This window comes from Candidatus Pristimantibacillus lignocellulolyticus (assembly GCA_023639215.1).
In the GTDB taxonomy this organism is placed as follows: domain Bacteria; phylum Bacillota; class Bacilli; order Paenibacillales; family Paenibacillaceae; genus Pristimantibacillus; species Pristimantibacillus lignocellulolyticus.
The window spans coordinates 2,741,446-2,761,100 of sequence record CP097899.1; the positions used below are offsets into that span (position 1 = coordinate 2,741,446).

Consider the following 19,655-nt stretch of genomic DNA (forward strand, 5'->3'; position numbering starts at 1 on the left):
TCTTAATATGACGATCGCAAAGTCGATAGTTAATATTAATTTTGAATGACAGGAAGAAGGAGTAATAGACATGCTAAAAGTTGGAATCATCGGCGCAGGTGGAATTTATCGCTATGCTCATCTCAATGGTTGGAAAACTTCGCAAGACATTCAAGTTGTTGCGGTATGTGATGCTAATCTAGAACTTGCAGAACTTGCCGAACAGGATTTTCCTGGAGCTACTATATATACGGATTATAAACAATTAATTGCGCGTGAAGATATCGATATTGTAAGTATTACTACCCCAAACAAGTTTCATTCCATTATTGCTATAGAAGCATTAGCAAATAATAAGCATGTATTCTGTGAGAAACCTGATGCGATTAATCCTGAGGAAGCACGCAAAATGGCCGATATCGCAAGCCAAAGTGGGAAAATATTGATGGCTATGCGTAACAATCGATTCACTGCTGCTGCACAACATGTAAAGCAACTATATAATGAAGGATTTTTCGGAGAATTATATGCAGGAAGATGTGGCTGGATACGTACGAGAGGTATTCCTGGTCGTGGTGGCTGGTTCACGACAAAAGAAATGTCAGGCGGCGGACCTTTAATTGATCTCGGAGTTCATATGATTGATCTAGCGATGTGGTTAAGCGGGGACCCGGTGCCGAAGACGGTATCAGGATCTACCTATCGTAAATTTGCTGATCGACCAGATGAGACAGGAGTAATTCCTGCAGGTACTTTTGATGTGGAGGATATGGCAACAGGCTTTATCCGCTTTGAAAATGGTGCTTCCCTACAAGTGGAGTTTAGCTGGGCCTCTAACATTGAAGAAGAGCAAAGATTTCTTGAATGGAGAGGGACGGAGGCAGGCTTCTCACTAATTAATAATGAACTAACGCTGTTTACAGAAGTAGATGGTCAAGTAGTGAGTACGAAACCTGAATTTCCAGAGGAAGAACTTCCGCAACATACTGTCAATATTCATCATTTCATCGATTGTGTATTAGGTAAAGATACGCCAACGATTACACCTCAAGATGGTGTTCATATGATCCAAATTTTGAGTGCGATCTATGAGTCGGCGGAGAAGCAGGCTGAGGTCCGCTTGTAGAGGAAGTTCAAAAAGCGGACTTTGATAACGATGATTGTCTTCGATGGTTATTCGACATCGAATATGAAGCGAACTTGGGAAGTCCGGTACGCATGTACCAATACCGTACATTTACGTTTCCTCCTTCCGCAAGTAGCGCTCCATCTTCTCGGTTCTGAAAGCCCGCTTTTTGAACCTTTATTTTGTAGAGGAAGTTCAAAAAGTAGACTTTGATAACGATGAATGGCATATTCGATGGTTATTCGACATCGAAGATGAAGCGAACTTGGGAAGTCCGGTACGCATGTACCAATACCGTACATTTACGTTTCCTCCTTCCGCAAGTAGCGCTCCATCTTCTCGGTTCTGAAAGCCCACTTTTTGAACCTTTATTGAAAAAGGAAGTTCAATAAGCAGACTTTACTTCACTATCTTAGCAAAAAGACCGTTACATTCTACTTTAGTAGAATGTAACGTTTTTTTGTTTCTTTGCTCGGTGAGAACAAAAAGAGAGAAGAAAAGAAAAAGAATGTTCATATAGTTGAGAGCGCTTTCCTATTACACTTAACTTGTAAGCGTTTTATAAATAAAATTCAATTGAGGGGGATTTATATGAGTAAATCAGCAATTGGTAAAGGAATGCTGGTATTGATGCTTCTTTTAGTATCTGTATTTACAGCTGCATGTGGTAATAACGCAAAGAATGGAAATACGAGTAATAACAATGGGAAAACAGTAAATCAACAGGAAGAAACTCCAGCTAACACATCCAAAGAGAAAGTAACTTTGAAAATGGCAATGTGGGACTCCAATAACGATTTTATTGATTTTCTAACGGATAAAGTTACGGAATTCAACCAAGTAAACCCAAATGTAACTGTAGAGCTAGAATCATTTAAAGGTGATGGTGACTACCTACAAGCAATGAAAGTACGTGCTTCGGCAGATTCTCTACCGGATATCTATGAGTTAAAACCAAACTGGTTGAATGATTTCAAAGAAAATCTAACTCCAATTAATGATTTAGCTGTTACAAAACAGAATCAATATGCGGCTACTTATGCTATTGATGGCAACATCTATGCATTACCTTCAGTTTCATTCCCTGAATTAGTATATTACAACAAAAGTATTTTTGAAGAGTTAAACTTAGAAGTTCCAACGACTTGGCCACAATTTATTGAAGTTCTTCAAGCAATTAAAGCTAATGATAAATACATCCCTTACGCAATGGGAGGGAAAGATGCATGGCCGAACTATCCATTTAATGAATTCCTACCGCATAGTATTTCAGGAGATGAAAACTATTTGAGCAGCACGGCAACTGAAGATGAGCCATTTGGAGAAGGTACAGTATTCTATCAAGGTTATTCTCAAATCGCAGATCTATATAATGCTGATGTTATGGGTCCAGACCCACTTGGCACAAGTTGGGATCAAGCAACAGATTTGTTCGTTTCTAAGCAAGCAGCAGTTATTGCCTCAGGATTATGGTTTATGCCAACGTATTCTTCTAAAGTTGGAAATACAGATGATCTAGGTGCATTTCCAATGCCATACCGTATGACAGAATCTGAAACGTTGAAACTAATGACATTCACAGATCAATTCTACGGTATTAATTCAAATACGAAACATCCAGAAGAAGCAAAAGCATTTATGGAATGGTTCTATTCCCCAGAGGTATATCAGACGTATATTGATACAGCACAATTAAACTCTGCTTTCGAAGGAGTAGAAGCCAACGTGCCGTGGTTACAACAATTCTATGAAAGTAATCCGATTGAACCATTTGTCTATATTCCTGGTGATGCAGAATATACGCGTATCTCTAATGCTATTCAATTAGATGTGAAAGCACTTGGTCAAGATATGATGGCAGGCAAAAAAGTTTCTGATATTGCAACGGAATTGAATGGAAAATGGAAAAAAGCTAAAAACGGTTAGCACAGTAGACAAAGGATGCGGGGAGAGCGGTAACGTTCTCCTTGGATCTAATTGGAGGAAAGTAGAATGAGCTACACAATACAGAAGAAAATCGTAATCTTTACGTTCTTACTTATTCCTATATCATTGCTTTTATTATTTTTAATCTACCCAACGATTCGATTGTTCCAATTCAGCTTAACGGATTGGAATGGTATGAGTAAAAGTTTTAATTATGTAGGATTTGATAATTTCGTTCAAGCGTTTCAAACTCCTGAAGTATGGAAAGCACTGTCAAATAACTTATTATACTTTATTGTTCATGTTATTTTCATTCCGCTAGAGATCATGATCGCAGTGTACTTGAATCAGAAGCTTCGAGCAAGCAACTTTTTCCGCACGATCGTGTTTATGCCATATATTATTAACGGAGTAGCGGTAGCTTATATTTTTACATACTTATATAATCCGCTAAATGGTCCACTTAATGAACTACTATCCGTTGTTGGCTTGGAATCATTAACTCAAAAATGGTTAAGTGATACCGATGTTGTTAACTACTCATTGATCGCAGTTTCCCTTTGGCGATTTAGTGGTTTTCACGTCATATTATTTCTTGCTGGATTGCAATCCATTCCTAATGATCTATATGAAGCAGCTACTGTAGATGGTGCGGGTGCTCTACATAAATTCCGACATATTTCAGTGCCAGGAATCATTCTTGTTATTGACCTTGTATTATTCCTCAATATTAGAGGAGCACTGCAAGTATTTGATATTCCTTTCTTGATGACGCAAGGTGGACCAGGTACTGCAAGTACAACATTTACGGTCTACACTTTGGAGACTGCATTTAAGTTTAACAATTATGGACTAGCTTCAGCTCTAGCAATTATATTAATGGTCATCATTATTGCGATGAGTATTGTACAGAAACAATTAATTAAGGTAAAGGGGGACTAGACAATCATGACGCTAAGAGTACGCTTCAACTTCTCCCGCATATTACTTTATCTCTTATTTCTTGTAATAACAGCAATTGTACTTTTCCCTGTAGCAATAAACGTATTTACTGCATTCAAAACACCGATGGAAGTTATGACATCATCACCATTGTCTCTACCAGACGAATGGCAACTCTCTAATATAGTAACCGCCTTTGATAAGGGGAATATGTCAGTAGGTTTCAAGAACACGATTATTTTAGTTGTCATAAGTGTTGTAGTGAATACTGTACTTGGATCTATGACTGCTTATGTATTACATAGATTTGATTTCAAATTACGATCTGCTATTTTCGCATTATTTTTTGCTGCTATGGTCGTTCCATTCTATACGACAGAAGTGTCTCGGTTCCAGATCATTAAGAGTCTTGATCTTTATGATACGTTAGGTGCACCATTGCTTATCTATGCAGGTACGGATTTACTTCAAATCTTCATCTTCCTACAATTTATCCAGAAAATATCAACCCAGCTTGATGAAAGTGCAATGATAGATGGGGCTTCATATTTCAAGATATATTTCCGGATCATATTCCCGTTATTGCTTCCTGCATCAGCAACTTTAGCAATAATTAAAGCAGTAGATATTATGAATGATATGTATATTCCTTATTTATATATGCCATCGAAAGACTTGCATACATTATCTACTGCATTGATGACGTTTGTAAGTTCGCGTGGTTCAGATTGGGGGCAATTAGCAGCAGCTATTCTAATCGTTATGTTGCCAACTATTATTATCTACCTGTCTATGCAAAAAGTAATTATGTCTGGTATTGCTGAGGGTGCGGTTAAAGGATAAGTCATTAATCGTACTCAAATTGCTATACATCATAAGCTGGTATTTCGATTCTTAGGAACGGGATATCAGCTATTTTTATCTAAGAGGAGGAAGAAAATGAAGAACAGAACAAGGAAAGGGTTACAAATGTTGCTTATCGGTTCACTACTTATCAGTTTATTTACAGTTGAATTTTCACGACAGGACACGGTAAGTGCAGCAAACACTACGTATTATGTAGATTGTTTTGCAGGAGCAGACAGCAACTCGGGAACGACAACTTCGTCAGCTTGGAAAACGTTAAGTAAAGTAAACGGAACGACATTTTCAGCAGGAGATCAAATTCTACTTAAGTCGGGTTGTGTTTGGACAGGTCAACTACATCCTAAAGGATCAGGAACAACTTCATCGCCTATAATTATTGATCAATATGGTACAGGAAATAAACCAATCATTAACGGTGAAGGTACTGTTGCAAGTACTTTATATTTCTATAACCAACAATATTGGGAGATTAATAATTTAGAAATCACTAATTTTGGATCTTCTGTAGGTAGAAGAAAAGGCGTTCATATAGTAGGTGAAAATGCTGGTACTCTAAACCATATATATCTAAAAGGATTAAAGGTACACAATGTTAATGGTGATGCCAAAAAGGATGATGATGCTACAGGAGGTATAGTAACTGAAGTAATTGGTAGAACGGGTATTGTAACCAAATTTAATGATGTCAGAATTGAGGATAGTACAATTTATGATGTTGGTCGACAAGGCATTGTAACTTGGAGTAGTTGGGCAATAATTGCTGGTGGATATGGTACAAGAGATACAGCTAACTTTGATCAAGCAGCGTTCACTAACTACGTTGTACAAAACAACACGCTTTACAATATTGATGGCGATGGAGTTGTAGCAATTTCAACGAAGGGAGCAAATATTCAATATAATGTTGCCCACAATGTCAATCGTTGGCATTATACAACTACGATTAATCCATCCGTTGCTTTCTGGCCTTGGAACAGTGATAACACGATTATCCAAAACAACGAGGCTTATAATGTTCGCAATACGGTAGATGGTCAAGGTTTTGATTCGGATTATTGGAGTAACAATACGATTATTCAATATAACTATTCTCATGATAATGAAGGTGGATTTCTTCTAATCTGCTCTCCGAATTCAACAATGTATAATAAATGGTCAATTATTCGATATAACATTAGTGAAAATGATGGTACTGCAGGAAATCCTATTATTAATATAATGGGTCCAGGTACAACAGGAACTAGTATTTATAATAATTCGATTTATGTGCCAGCAGGAAATGCATCAAGCAAAGTCATTGCTAATGCAAATTGGGGCGGAAATGCAGGGCAGACTTGGATTGAAAATAACATTTTTTATATTAAGAATGGTACTTCATTAGATGATAAATCGGATTGGAATTATTACAATAATTTATATTATGGAGTATCCAAACCGTCGGAAGATACAGTGGGAATTGTGGCTAACCCACATTTCGTTAATGTAGGTACTGGTGGGATTGGACGAAATACGGTTGATGGCTACAAATTGTTGACAAGCTCACCTGCTCTTTCGGCAGGAAAAGTTATTGTTGGTAATGGTGGCTTAGACTATTATGGCAATACCGTATCAGCTACTGTTGCTCCGAATATTGGTGCTTACAATGGAGTTGGAATTGTTGGCGAGCTTCCAGAGGAAGTAGAACCAGAGGTCGTGTTACCTGTCGCTGGATTCTACTACAAATTAGTAAACCGCAATAGTAGTAAACCAATTGGAGTTCAAGATGGCTCCTCTTCCGAATCAGCACAAATTGAACAATGGAGCGACGGTGGCTGGAGTAGTCAACATTGGTTATTAGTTGATGCAGGTGGGGGCTACTTCAAATTACAAAATAGACAAACGGCCAAATATCTTTCAGTTTCAGGTGCTTCAATAGCTAATGGTGCGGCTATAGTACAACATTCAAGTGGCACCGGTTATGAACAGCAATGGTCAATTGTAAAATCAGGCACGTACCTTCAACTCGTCAATCGAGGTAGTGGAAAAGTGTTAGACATTTCAGATGAATCTACTGCCAATGGAGCAGACGCTATTCAATGGACAGATACTGATGGGTTCAATCAACAATGGCAGTTTGTAAAAGTGTTGTAATGATATAGAGGGTAGTAAGGGAAGCCCAATTTGTGTGGCTTTCCTTACATTATAATAGGTGCATAAAGGTGGTTAGTGACCATGACTAATAGATTGAAGATAGTTAGTGTGATCATTTGTATTAGTTTAGTCGCAACGGTAATAACGGTATTGTTATTATCTCATCGTACAAGTTCTGAACCAGTAGCTAGTGTCAATGGAATTTTTATTACACAAGACGAGTTTGAATTTTATATGAATACGTATTACGTTGCTGAGACGTATTCTTATTATAGTAGAGAGTTTGGCATTGAGCCGACAGAGGATTTTTGGACAACGATATATGATAAAAGCACTCCTTTAGATCACATTCATAATCAGACATTATCCTATTTAACGAAAATCAAAACGGAATTGAAATTAATGCAACAATCTGGGGTGTTAGATCAAATTTCATTTGATCAACTTCAATTGCAATGGAGGGAAGAAAATGAAAATAGGAGTAAGGCATTGCAACAAGGAAAACCAATATATGGGCCAGTAGAATATGGTTTACATGAATATATTGAATATCTTATTAGCAATGGAAAAACACGATTGAAAGAAAAGTGGATTGCTGAAGGAGTTATATCTGTAACAGATCAAGAAATAGAAGATCGCTATGAGCTATTAAGAACGTCTAATTACAAGTACCCCGATCGAGTTGTTGTAGAGTATTTGGAGTGGATATATTCAGATGACGATGAGAAAGTAGAAGTTAGTAAGCTAGTCGAAAATTTACATGTTACATGGAAAAGTGGCATGGAGTTTGAGACATTATTAGAGCAACAACATTTAGATGGAAAAGTAGTTAGGCGAGTTTTTGATGAGACAACTACTCGATATGATGAACAATCTACCGTACTTAAAGAAGCTGCCTATAAACTAGATCCTAATCTAAGTTTAGTTATAGTAGATACGGGGCATGGCATATATTTATTAAGATGCATTGAAAGGGAAAATGATCGATTTATGATGTTAGATGATATCGAAAGTCAAATAAAATCAGAACTATTCCAAATGAAATACGATGAGTTAGTTTCCAAAGAAGTTAACAAAGCAGCACTTATTATTTATGATGAAATCATGCAAAAGATTATTCCGTTATAAATAACTATTAATTACAAATATAATGATAAATGCGTTTACATTTATAGTATGATAGGGCTAAACTACAACAAAACAGAGGGATATCTATGATATGGACGCATAATTTAAGAGTGAAAACATTTATACTACTTCTATTAATTCTATCGTTTGTTCTTATTTCTTGTGAATCTAACAATAATGATACAACCAATATAGGACCGGAAGAGCCGTTTCCTGTTACATTGAAAATGGCGATATGGAATTCAGATCCGAAATTCATTGCATATATGAATGAAAAAACAAAGGCATTTCAAGAAGTTTTGCCGCATGTTACCGTTGAAGTGGAAGCGTTTTTATCAGATAGTGATTATTTACAATCAATGCGAGTGAGATCTGCAGCTTCACAGTTGCCGGATCTCTTTGAGTTGAAGCCGAATTGGCTTCAACTATTTGAACATGATTTAATTCCGCTCAATGAATTTGAGGTAACTAAGCGTAATAATATTGCAGAACGCTTTGCAGTGAATGAGAAGATTATTGCGATCCCGACATCATTACAACCAGAGTGGGTCTATTATCATCCAAGTGTGTTTGATAGATTACAACTTGAAATCCCTCAAACATGGAGTGAATTTATAACTGTTTTACAAGCGATCAATGAGGATGGAGCAGTTATTCCACTTGCTTTAGGTGCAAAAGATGAATGGCCAACGTATCCATTTAATGAGTTTTTACCACATCTTCTTTCTGGTAATGAAACATATCTAAGTGATATGGCTAAGCAATCGATGCCATTTGGTGAAGAAACTCCTTTCTATACCGGTTATAAGAAAGTAGCCAAGTTATATCATGCAGACATAATGGGACCTGACCCACTAAGTGTAGGCTGGAATGATGCTGTTGAATTGTTCACTTCAGGTGATGCTGCAGTTTTAGCAGCGGGGCAGTGGTTTTTACCTCTATATTTAGCAGAGACAGGTGGATTAGAGGATTTGGATGCATTTCCACTGCCATATCGAGATAATGAGAACGAGCCATTGCGTCAAATGTCATTTGCTGATCATTTTCTCGGTATTTCACAAGAGAGTTTACATCAAGAGGAAGCAGAAACATTTTTAACATGGTATTTTTCACCTGAAAACTATAAGGATTATCTCGATAATGCTATGTCCGAATCAGTTTTTCGAGAGATATCTTCTACTAATGCGTTCACTAGAAAAATAATATCTCAAACGGATGCTACACAGTTTATTTATTTGCCTGGTGATGAGCAATATACTAGACTTTCCAATGCGATACAACTAGATGTTAAGACACTAGGTCAAGATATGTTAGTGGGCCGAAGTGTTGATCAGATTGCAACTCAGCTCAATGAACGATGGAAGAAGGCAAAGGGGGAGTAATTGTGGCAAGCAAGAGACGGTTCAGGCTGCGTAAAGGAAGATGGAAGATTTCTATTATTGTTAGTTCATCATTTGTATTATTAATCACGCTCCCCCTGTGCATAATTACTGCTTTTGCAGTTGAATCATTTAAAGATATTTGGATCGAACAAACAACTGTACGTTCCAAGCAAGCACTTACCCAGCTTGAAGGGGCTGTTGATGCTCAAACTAAAGCGATAACCAATTCAGTAGCTACGATTGCTAATGATGCAGATGTCATATCTGCGGCTTCCTATACTTACTATTCAGAGGATCGACAAGAGCGATTATCTACAAGTCGCCTATTAGAATCACAATTACATAATTATTTTCATTATACTTCGGATGTTGCAACGGTATTGTTTTTCTATAAAGATAAAGGGATTCATTCAACTAAGGAGAACTGGCCTCTGGAAGAATCACTTTGGAGATCTCAAGATTGGTACGAAAAGGCGAAATCTCGTTCTAATAAAGTCGTATTAATGGGGACGGAGCAAAGTTTTTCTATGATTGGAGATGAACAACAATCATATGTAACAGCTGCGATAGCGCCTAGTTATGGTACAGAGTTATATGGTATTGAAATGATATTATTTGTTTTTCACTCTAATAAATGGGTTGAACTAATGACAACCGATGAAGCTGGTGTAGAGTCTTTTGTCATAGATAAATCTGGATTTGTTATCGCTTCTTCAGTAGAGAGTACAATGCAAACGGGAATGGATGACCATGATCGTTATCTTTCAGAAGCCTTAGCAACAGATCGAGGGCAATACATTACTGAGGATGAAGGCGAAGAAGTGCTCGTAATGTATGAAACTGCCGATAATGGCTGGAAATACGCACAAGTATTGCCATACGCAAAATTAGTTCAGCAATTAGATGGTGTTTATTGGAGAGTAATAGGTGTATCAGTAGCTGGTTTGCTTATCTTCTTGGCAGTTTCTTATATCTTCGCACATCAGATTGTTAAGCCTATTCGGTCCCTTGTAGGCCAAATGTCTATGGTTAAGATGGGGAATATGAAAGCGAAAATTGTAGCTTCTGGACCGTTTGAAATCTATGCGCTCGGTAATTCATTTAATGATATGGTTGGTGAACTTAATGAAAACATTCGTCAAATAGAAGAAAAAGAAAAGCAAAAGCGTCTTACCGAAATCGCTGCGTTGCAATCTCAGATTAATCCTCACTTTCTATTGAATACATTAAATACAATTAAACTTATGGCTGTTATATCAAAAGCGGACAATATTCAACGAATGACAGAGTTACTTAGCAAATTACTTTCTGCCTCATTTAACCGTGGTGGAATGTATACTACTGTTGAAGAAGAGCTTGTGTTAACTGAGTATTATCTACAAATTATGAAAATACGTTATGGTGACGGCTTCGATGTTGAAATAGATATAGACAACGAAGCCAAAGGGATATATATGCTGAAACTGTTACTACAACCAATTGTAGAAAATGCTATTGTTCATGGATTGCATCATATGGATAAGAGAGGGTTACTTCGAATTACATGCTCAATCCGACCAAAAGAGAAGCGTTGCTTATTCACCATTGAGGATAACGGAAGAGGAATGACATTAGAAGAGATAGAGAAAATTTGGAGAGGAAATGGTGTAGAAGACAGTAAGTTCAATGGGATTGGATTACGCAATGTTAATGATCGACTTCAATTAAACTACGGATTTGCTTATGGGGCAGAGTTAATTAGTGAGGTGGGTAAGGGCTCGACTGTATATATTTCTATACCTCTATTGTTGGATGAACCTGAAGCACAACTAGAAATAGAAGGAGATGAGAGATTTGCTTCGCGTACTATTAGCTGATGATGAACCAATTGTGAGATTGGCACTTCGAGAAATGATTGATTGGAATTACTATGGTTGTGAGATTGTTGGTGAAGCAGCTAATGGACATGTTGCTCTAACTCTCATGAAAGAACTAAAGATTGATCTTGCTATTGTTGATATACAAATGCCAATTATGACCGGTATAGAGTTAGTAAAACAGATAAAGGAATTAGATTTAACTGAGGAATTCGGTATTGTCATGTTAAGTGCATTTTCTAATTTCAATTATGTTAGAGAAGCTTTCTTATATGGTGCACTAGATTACATAATTAAAGAGGATATGTCTCCAGATACGATAGGTGCTATGCTCACGCGAGTGATAGAACCGCTATATGAACGGAGATCAGAACGTAAACGACAGGAAGCAGAAAGCATCGATCGAATTGAGCAACGAAAGGGAAAATTTTTAAGAGAATTGGTAGAGGGGAATGAATCGGAAGCTGCTAGACTCGAGTTTTCTCAATTAGAAGGACAACGGATTTTTCTACTTCAAATACTCATTGATCATGAAGGTATCAATAAAAATCAAATGTTAGATGAACGAACATCCAGATTTGTCGTGCGGGCGTTTTTGCAAGTATTCTCACTGCAAAATATATATTGCGTAGTTAGTGAGAGAGGTACAGGAGCTTATGTATCCGTTGTAGCATTTCCTACTTCACTGGGAGACCAAGCGATACATGGACAACTTAATGATCTGTTAACTCGTGCTGTTCAGCAAGTGAAGGAATATGTAAATATTTCACTTTCAATAGGAGTGTCGTCACCATGTAGTAGAATAGTAGATTGGACAAAACGGTATGAGGAAGCAAGCAGGCAAGCAGAGCTGCGCTTTTTCAATGGTCAAGGTCGAGTGTTAATTGCAAAAGGTGGGCAAGAAAAATTGGTAGAGTCATTAAAACCTAACTGGACGTCTCTATTAGAATTTATTGCTAATCAAGATGAGCGATGGGAAAGTGAAGCTTTGAGTATTTTTCATACACTAAAACGATCACAAAGCGGTAGATATGAAGATTGGATGCGTCCTTATCGTGTGTTAATTCGTGAATTAGAGTCACTGCTATATGGCAAAGGAGTTTCATTAGAAGATATAGAGTTGTTTCAAGATAAAGAATTAAGTGGAAGTTTGATTGGCGAACTCGAACATTATACATATATTGAACAACTTCATGAGTGGTTATTACAAATTATGAGAGCTTTTGTTATACAACTTAACCCATTAAAACAAGTCGTGGAGTCAGCACCTAGAATGACCGAAAGAGTGAAAGTATGGATCGATAAACACTATGGTGAGCCGATTTCACTCACCGCAGCTAGCGAAATGGTAGGCGTGAGTGAAAGTTATTTAAGTAAAGTGTTTGCCAAAGAAATGGGCGAAACCTTTATCGAATATGTAACTAGAAGAAGAATTGATTCAGCTATTCAATTATTACAGTCAGGGATGAAGTTATATGAAATATCTGAACGGGTAGGTTATCCGAATCAAGGGTATTTTTCTAAGATGTTCAAAAAGGTTACGGGAAAATCTCCGAATGAATATCGAGAACTACAATTAGCAGGGTTAATTTAATTGCCTATGAATTAACAGACATAGTGTATCGCAATAACGACCACATTATACATGTTACAGCTCTAATAAAGATGCTTAATATTGATTATGGACTGAGGATTTATTAATTTTTTAATGATTATTATTCGATTAACTGTACTACAAGGTAAAAAATTGATAAAATGTTCATATTTTTGTACTATATTTTGTATAGTAGCTATTTATTTTATCGGTAATACAGGTTATAATGTAAAAGTATCTTAAAACTGAGAGACATTATATCTAAGACATAAAGGAGAATGAGAAATGAAAAAAGTACTAATCGTTAAAGCAAATAACCGTCCAGCATCTGAAGGTGTTTCAAGCAAAATGTATGAAACATTTGCAGCAAATCTTAAAGGTGTAGAGGTATCAACATTTGATGTATTCGCTGAAGATATGCCGTATTTCGGTCAAGAATTCTTTGATGCATTCGGTAGAGCACAAGCTGGTACATTGACTGCTGAAGACCAACGTCGTCTTGGTGCAAAACAAAAAGCTATGGATGCTCTAACAGCTGCTGATGTAGTTGTATTCGCATTCCCACTTTGGAACCTAACAATTCCAGCTGCACTTCAAACATTTATTGACTACACTTATCAAGCTGGTTATTCATTCAAATATAACGAACAAGGTCAACTTGTTCCGCTATTGACTGACAAAAAAGCAATCTTCCTAAATGCTCGTGGTGGAGTTTACTCTGCTCCAGAAGCAGCACCTATGGAAATGGCAGTTAACTATATGCGTAACGTTATTGGTGGAGTTTTCGGATGTGAAATCATCGATGAAGTAATCATCGAAGGACACAACGCTGCACCAGCACAAGCTGAAGCAATTGTTGCTGCTGGTCTTGAGCAAGTTAAAGCTGTTGCTGAAAAACTTTCAGTTGCTACAACAGTTTAATTATAAAACTTAATGTTATATTGATCTAACATAAGAGCATCTATTCACAAGTTTCCGCTTGTTGAACTAGATGCTCTTTTTGTGTGGACTAAATAAAACGAATCGAACCCTATTCAGTATGGAAACTAACTCTTTAATTGTTATCGATGGCAAATAACTATAGACAAATTGCGACAAACCTTTGTAAGCTTATATATAAGGTAGTTCAAAAAGCTGGCTTTGATAACGAATCTATCTTTCTTTTTGATCTTACAGAATTAGAACGCTTTCGAAGGAGAATTAAGCAGTGAAAGTAATTTTTATCGTCAACGAACAAGCAGGCGGTGGTAAGGGAGCACGAGTTTGGAATAAAATAAAATCGCAACTTACCATTCCTTATATTGCACATATATCTGATTATTCTGGTCATGTTATTCATTTGGCTAAGAAATACACAATGGAAAAGGAACAATCAATACTATTATTAGCCGTTGGTGGGGACGGTACCATTCATGAGGTCATAGAAGGAGCAGCTGGAAGTGCTCATATTCAAGTAGGAGCAATGAGTGCTGGTTCGGGCAATGATTTTGCACGAGGATACCATATTTTCACAAGAGTTTCTGATGTGGAACATTATTATCATCACTCCACAGAGCCGAGAGCGATGGACCTAGGTCAAATTTCCGTGGAAGGTCAATCACATAGTTTTGTAAATAATTCCGGTATTGGTTTTGATGCATTTATTACTACGTCTTTGAATCAATCCAAATTAAAGCTTTGGCTCAATTACGTAAAGTTAGGTAGACTATCCTATATGTTACTTACGATATGGGCGTTATTCACTTTTAAACGATTCAATGCAGTTATTCAAATTGGAGATCAAACATATCGTTTCCGGAATGTGTGGTTTATCTCTATCTGTAATGGGCCTTATTTTGGTGGGGGAATGAAAATCTCACCAATTTCCAAATGCGATGATCAACTTTTAGAATTAACGGTTGTACATGACTTGTCTAGAATTAAGCTACTATTAGTATTTATGACCGTATTTTGGGGGAAACATGTGAACTTTCGTGAAGTAGAAATGCTACAAGCGAATCAATTTTCATTGCAGGTTGATGCACCTACGGTAAGTCATGTAGATGGTGAATCTCTTGGTCATGTGTCACCAGGCAAGACGATTACTTGTCAATTGGATCCACGTAAATGGTATTTGGCGAAATGCTAATACAATAAGAGATAATACTCATTACCTATCGAAAACCAATCGAAAAGTAATAAAAAAAGCGAAATATGTAACAATCCATTATATTACGATTGCAAATTGAACGCAGAGTAGATATAATTTCTCTTATGCCTATGAATAGGCAGGGGTTCTTAATTATTGCTCTAATAGAGCTTAAATAGGAATCACTCTATCAGGTTATATCCTGTAAATATACATGATAGGTGGTCAATGAAAAGATGGATTATCGTATTTTATTGTATTATCACTACACTGCTATTGAGGACTCAGAAGTATTTGCAAAAGAGCATTTAGCATTTTGTAAGTCTTTAGAGTTGAAGGGTCGTATTCTAGTAGCGTATGAAGGAATTAATGGAACAGTTTCTGGATCAGTTGAGCAAACAAATGCTTACATGGCATATATGAACGCTCATCCATTATTCCAAGGCATTGTATTCAAAATTGATGAATCAGAAACACATGCTTTCAAGAAAATGCATGTGCGTTCACGTCCAGAGCTTGTTAACTTAAGCTTAGAAGACGATATTAACCCATTAGAATTAACAGGTCGTTATGTAGCACCTGCAGATTTCTATGAAGAAATGCAACAAGAAAATACAATCGTTATTGATGCTCGCAATACGTATGAATTTGATGTCGGACATTTTGAAGGAGCGATCCGTCCAGATATTGAATCATTCCGAGAATTACCTCAATGGATTAGAGATAATCATGAAATGTTAGATGGAAAGAAAATCTTAACCTATTGTACAGGTGGTATTCGTTGTGAAAAGTTCTCAGGTTGGTTAGTTCGTGAAGGATATGAGGATGTTGGCCAGTTACATGGTGGTATCGTGTCATATGGTAAAGACTCAGTTGCGAAAGGTCAATTATGGAATGGACAATGCTACGTATTTGACGAAAGACTAGTAGTTCCTATAAATCAAGTTAATCCAGTTATTGTTGGAAAAGACCATTTTACTGGGGAACCTTGTGAACGATATATTAACTGTGCAAATCCAGAATGTAATAAGCAAATTCTAGCTTCTGAAGAGAATGAGCATAAACATATGGGTAGTTGTACTCCAGCATGTGTAGAGCATCCTCGTAATCTTTACGTTGCGAGACATAACTTATCTACAGAAGAAGTACAACGTAGAATGAGTGCATTGCTACAAGAAACAACTAAATAATAATGAAGCGAAGCTTACGTATAATTCTATTGCATTAACAACATGAGTGACTAACAGTGTTGTATAGCGCGTGAATTGCACGTAAGCTTTTTTGTTCTCGATTTGTCTATACCTCATAATTATTCTCATGTTATACGATCCGCTTATATGACGGATCAGTTGTCCATACCATAAATGTATGTTATCTGATATTATGATATTAATATTCATTGAAGTGGAGGTGCTGTACTTGAAAGTTAGGAAAGCGATTATTCCCGCAGCTGGACTAGGAACTCGATTCTTGCCAGCAACAAAGGCTCAACCTAAGGAAATGCTTCCGATCGTGGATAAGCCTACTTTGCAATTTATTATTGAAGAAGCAGTCGCTTCTGGTATAGACGAGATTCTCATTATTACTGGCCGCAACAAAAAATCTATCGAAGATCATTTCGATAAATCCATTGAGCTTGAACTAGAACTAGAAGCTAAGGGAAAATTGGATCTTCTTGAGGAGGTTCGACACATCTCTAATATGGTGAATATTCATTATATCCGCCAGAAAGAGCCCAAAGGTCTAGGTCATGCGATATACTGTGCAAAAAGCTTTATCGGTAATGAGCCGTTCGCTGTATTATTAGGTGATGATATCGTGCACAGTGATGTACCTTGCTTGCAACAATTGATTGATGTCTATGAATATTACAATAATACTGTACTTGGTGTTCAGCAAGTGAAGCAATCGGATGTGCATAAGTACGGAATTGTTAATGGCAAGACAATCGATGATCGTATTTATCGAGTAGATGATTTGGTTGAGAAGCCAGCTACTGAGCGTGCACCATCAAATGTTGCCATACTTGGCCGTTACATTATTATGCCTTCAATTTTTGACGTGCTTGAAAAAACTTCACCTGGTGCAAATGGAGAAATTCAATTGACAGATGCATTGAATCAACTTGCTCGCAATGAAGCCGTTTACTCTTATGAATTTGAAGGGCGTCGTTATGATGTAGGAGACAAACAAGGATTTTTAGAAGCTACCGTGGAATTTGCACTACGTCGACCACAGTTACGCGAACCATTCCTTGATTATTTGAAAGGTATCGTTCAACAAAATTCCAAGGAGTAGTTAGAATAGGAATGTTGAAATAGATGGCACTACTCACTAAAGAGATATTACTATCCTCGTTAAGGATGATGTAATATCTTTTTCTATGATGACAAAAATTAGTATTATATGGAAATTAAAGAGGGGATTTCATATAATGTTCAGAAGAATTTGATATATTTGATATATGTTGATGGAAACATAATAACACTCATCATTTCAATATGCTGAGAAATACTGAAAGAAGTGATCAAAAGATGTTAAAAGAGAAGAATAAATTGATGCTAATATACGGAATGTTAGCCATTGTACTTAGTGCGATATTTCATCTATTAAACCGTGTAATGGATGTTATGCACTCGTTGATGGGTTCACATTACGTATTAGATGAAAGTACATATGGATTTACTTTAAATACGCTATTCGTCATTCCAATTGCGTTGTGGATTATTGCGTATATTTTATATCGTAGGAATAGTTATAGCGATACAATATCTATATTTAATACACTATCATTGACTTTCTCAAGTATTTCCATCATTTCAGGTGGTGGTGGGATGGTGGAATTACACTTTTCTATCTTTATGGTAGTTGCAATCATTGCTTACTATGATCGAATTAAACTTGTAACGATTATGACTTCGATATTTGCAGTTCAGCATCTAATAGGCTTGATATGGTTACCAGAACTAGTGTTTGGAGCGAGTAGCTATAGTGTTAGTATGGTGCTGTTACATGCAATATTCCTTATCATAACCTCGTTGGCTACGATCAAGCAGATTTCAGTTAAAAACCGAGTGCTTTATGAAGTAGAAGCTGCTAAACAAGAAAAAGAACAGAAATTAGATGCATTACTTATTAATTTGAAACAATTAGCTGGGAAGTTAGGAAGTTCAACATTAATGATTACTGAACAATCTAATCAGCATATGCGTTCTAGCAATGAGATGATTACTTCATTCCAAGAGGTTACTAGTGGATTGGAGAAACAAAATGATTCGATATCTTCGATCAATATAGATTTGAGTGTAGTGAAAGAACTTATGAATCTTAATTCTACTGCACTTCAAGTACTACACGATAGAACAAATACTTCTAAAAAAATAATGGATACTGGGTATGTTGCGATGGAATCGTTGAATCAACATATTCAGGAGGTTTCGGAGGCAATTAAGCAAGCATTAAAGTCAGTAATATCATTGGAAGTTGCTTCACAGCAAATTGATGATGCTATGACGCTTATAAGTCAAATCTCTAAACAAACGAAATTACTATCGTTAAATGCATCTATTGAGGCATCAAAAGCTGGGACTGAAGGTCGTGGATTTGCAGTGGTGGCTAAAGAAATTAGCATATTAGCAGATCAATCTAAACATGCCACCGATGAAATTAGAGAAGTACTTATGAATATAGTACGTGAAACACAAAGTACGATGAATAATATTAAGATCGGTGAACAGGGAACGATGCAAACAGTACAACTAGGCTATAGTACAGTCAATGGTTATACTAATATGCAACATGACAATGAAGAAATGAGTAATATTATTAAGCAACTATATGTATCATCACAAGAATTACAAGTAAAGACGGAAGATATTTTCTCTGAAATATTGAATATGTCAGCTTTAACAGAGCAAGGTGTAGCATCGCTTGAGCAATTGTATGCGACAACAGAACAGCAACAAAGTGTTACTCGAGAAATTGATACTGAAATTAATACTGTCAATCAATTAGCGCAAGTGTTAAGAGCTCAATTCAAAAGTTAAGCAAACCAATAAAAACAACAACAGCTAGATGATCTCGGGATCACCTAGCTGTTGTCTTATGGTTTTTCATTACTTGTTAATGACAGCGGATACTATTGAATTAGTTGCAAACACAAGCGATTACTACTAATAAGATGAAAAGAACCAAAATAAATGCAAAATTACTACCTCTGTGACCAACGATTCCTGACATATAACATGCACCTCCTCAAGTAGTGACTACATTAATAATCTATGCAGGAGTGTAGTATTTGGTATGGGTTTACCCATGATAATTGAAAAGATAGGCTTGAGCGGAAATATCGTAGAGGAATTGTCTACCTAGGCCCGGGCCCAAACCAAATAGGATAAATGACATATGATATGATGTACCTTAACTTAAAGGAGATGACAAATTATGAATTATGCTGCTAATGTTTCAGGTGGAGCTAATCATTCTTACAGCAATTTCGGAGGTTGTGGTGGATTCAACGTAAGTTGGATTCTAGTTCTATTCATCCTTCTAGTAATTATTAGTTGTGTTTGCTAATACGCGCTGCGCGGGCCTGAAA

General features: G+C 36.7%; 16 protein-coding genes. 15 read left to right on the forward strand and 1 reads right to left on the reverse strand.

Features of this window, described 5'->3' with window-relative positions:
- Positions 1 to 70: 70 nt before the first annotated feature.
- The 14 genes from NAG76_11450 (at position 71) to NAG76_11515 (ending at position 19,104) form a co-directional block, all read left to right on the forward strand.
- Positions 71 to 1,105, forward strand: a complete 1,035-nt coding sequence (locus tag NAG76_11450) for a Gfo/Idh/MocA family oxidoreductase (GenBank protein ID URN92516.1) — start codon at positions 71 to 73, stop codon at positions 1,103 to 1,105.
- A gap of 591 nt (positions 1,106 to 1,696) precedes the next feature.
- Positions 1,697 to 3,031 (forward strand): ABC transporter substrate-binding protein, encoded by a 1,335-nt coding sequence (locus tag NAG76_11455; GenBank protein ID URN92517.1) that lies wholly within the window; start codon positions 1,697 to 1,699, stop codon positions 3,029 to 3,031.
- A gap of 66 nt (positions 3,032 to 3,097) precedes the next feature.
- On the forward strand, positions 3,098 to 3,973 hold the full coding sequence (locus NAG76_11460; GenBank protein URN92518.1) for a sugar ABC transporter permease: 876 nt from the start codon (positions 3,098 to 3,100) through the stop codon (positions 3,971 to 3,973).
- Between the two features lie 6 nt (positions 3,974 to 3,979).
- Positions 3,980 to 4,816, forward strand: coding sequence for a carbohydrate ABC transporter permease (locus NAG76_11465; GenBank protein ID URN92519.1), 837 nt, complete (start codon positions 3,980 to 3,982; stop codon positions 4,814 to 4,816).
- Positions 4,817 to 4,912: 96 nt separating this feature from the next.
- A complete protein-coding gene (locus tag NAG76_11470; protein URN92520.1) occupies positions 4,913 to 6,970 on the forward strand; it encodes an RICIN domain-containing protein in 2,058 nt (685 codons plus the stop codon).
- 81 nt (positions 6,971 to 7,051) lie between these two features.
- Positions 7,052 to 8,098, forward strand: a complete 1,047-nt coding sequence (locus NAG76_11475) for a peptidylprolyl isomerase (protein ID URN92521.1) — start codon at positions 7,052 to 7,054, stop codon at positions 8,096 to 8,098.
- Between the two features lie 86 nt (positions 8,099 to 8,184).
- Positions 8,185 to 9,480, forward strand: coding sequence for an ABC transporter substrate-binding protein (locus NAG76_11480; protein URN92522.1), 1,296 nt, complete (start codon positions 8,185 to 8,187; stop codon positions 9,478 to 9,480).
- 2 nt (positions 9,481 to 9,482) lie between these two features.
- A complete protein-coding gene (locus NAG76_11485; GenBank protein URN92523.1) occupies positions 9,483 to 11,336 on the forward strand; it encodes a sensor histidine kinase in 1,854 nt (617 codons plus the stop codon).
- Positions 11,314 to 12,930 carry a response regulator gene (locus NAG76_11490; protein URN92524.1) on the forward strand — a complete coding sequence of 539 codons (1,617 nt, stop codon included), beginning with the start codon at positions 11,314 to 11,316 and terminating at the stop codon, positions 12,928 to 12,930. Before NAG76_11485 ends, NAG76_11490 begins: the two co-directional genes overlap by 23 nt.
- A 285-nt stretch (positions 12,931 to 13,215) precedes the next feature.
- On the forward strand, positions 13,216 to 13,851 hold the full coding sequence (locus NAG76_11495; GenBank protein URN92525.1) for an FMN-dependent NADH-azoreductase: 636 nt from the start codon (positions 13,216 to 13,218) through the stop codon (positions 13,849 to 13,851).
- A 286-nt stretch (positions 13,852 to 14,137) separates the two neighbouring features.
- Positions 14,138 to 15,058 carry a diacylglycerol kinase family lipid kinase gene (locus NAG76_11500; protein URN92526.1) on the forward strand — a complete coding sequence of 307 codons (921 nt, stop codon included), beginning with the start codon at positions 14,138 to 14,140 and terminating at the stop codon, positions 15,056 to 15,058.
- A 236-nt stretch (positions 15,059 to 15,294) separates the two neighbouring features.
- A complete protein-coding gene (locus tag NAG76_11505; protein ID URN92527.1) occupies positions 15,295 to 16,248 on the forward strand; it encodes a rhodanese-related sulfurtransferase in 954 nt (317 codons plus the stop codon).
- A 193-nt stretch (positions 16,249 to 16,441) separates the two neighbouring features.
- The gene (gene galU, locus NAG76_11510; protein ID URN92528.1) at positions 16,442 to 17,356 is read left to right on the forward strand and encodes a UTP--glucose-1-phosphate uridylyltransferase GalU; all 915 of its coding nucleotides are present in this window, start codon (positions 16,442 to 16,444) and stop codon (positions 17,354 to 17,356) included.
- Positions 17,357 to 17,592: 236 nt separating this feature from the next.
- Entirely contained in the window at positions 17,593 to 19,104 is a 1,512-nt protein-coding gene (locus NAG76_11515) for a methyl-accepting chemotaxis protein (GenBank protein URN92529.1), read from the forward strand.
- 100 nt (positions 19,105 to 19,204) lie between these two features.
- Here NAG76_11515 and NAG76_11520 read toward each other — a convergent pair whose 3' ends face one another.
- Positions 19,205 to 19,297, reverse strand: a complete 93-nt coding sequence (locus NAG76_11520; GenBank protein URN92530.1) for a YjcZ family sporulation protein — start codon at positions 19,295 to 19,297, stop codon at positions 19,205 to 19,207.
- Between the two features lie 204 nt (positions 19,298 to 19,501).
- Between NAG76_11520 and NAG76_11525 the strand changes: the two genes are divergently transcribed.
- The gene (locus tag NAG76_11525; protein ID URN92531.1) at positions 19,502 to 19,633 is read left to right on the forward strand and encodes a sporulation protein YjcZ; all 132 of its coding nucleotides are present in this window, start codon (positions 19,502 to 19,504) and stop codon (positions 19,631 to 19,633) included.
- Positions 19,634 to 19,655 lie beyond the last annotated feature (22 nt).

Coding starts and splice junctions, on each gene's coding strand:
- NAG76_11515 (URN92529.1), top strand. CDS start 17,593: ATGTTAAAAGAGAAGAATAAATTGATGCTAATATACGGAATGTTAGCC.
- NAG76_11450 (URN92516.1), top strand. CDS start 71: ATGCTAAAAGTTGGAATCATCGGCGCAGGTGGAATTTATCGCTATGCT.
- NAG76_11520 (URN92530.1), bottom strand. CDS start 19,297: ATGTCAGGAATCGTTGGTCACAGAGGTAGTAATTTTGCATTTATTTTG.
- NAG76_11505 (URN92527.1), top strand. CDS start 15,295: ATGGATTATCGTATTTTATTGTATTATCACTACACTGCTATTGAGGAC.
- NAG76_11525 (URN92531.1), top strand. CDS start 19,502: ATGAATTATGCTGCTAATGTTTCAGGTGGAGCTAATCATTCTTACAGC.
- NAG76_11470 (URN92520.1), top strand. CDS start 4,913: ATGAAGAACAGAACAAGGAAAGGGTTACAAATGTTGCTTATCGGTTCA.
- galU (URN92528.1), top strand. CDS start 16,442: ATGATATTAATATTCATTGAAGTGGAGGTGCTGTACTTGAAAGTTAGG.
- NAG76_11480 (URN92522.1), top strand. CDS start 8,185: ATGATATGGACGCATAATTTAAGAGTGAAAACATTTATACTACTTCTA.
- NAG76_11460 (URN92518.1), top strand. CDS start 3,098: ATGAGCTACACAATACAGAAGAAAATCGTAATCTTTACGTTCTTACTT.
- NAG76_11465 (URN92519.1), top strand. CDS start 3,980: ATGACGCTAAGAGTACGCTTCAACTTCTCCCGCATATTACTTTATCTC.
- NAG76_11495 (URN92525.1), top strand. CDS start 13,216: ATGAAAAAAGTACTAATCGTTAAAGCAAATAACCGTCCAGCATCTGAA.
- NAG76_11475 (URN92521.1), top strand. CDS start 7,052: ATGACTAATAGATTGAAGATAGTTAGTGTGATCATTTGTATTAGTTTA.
- NAG76_11455 (URN92517.1), top strand. CDS start 1,697: ATGAGTAAATCAGCAATTGGTAAAGGAATGCTGGTATTGATGCTTCTT.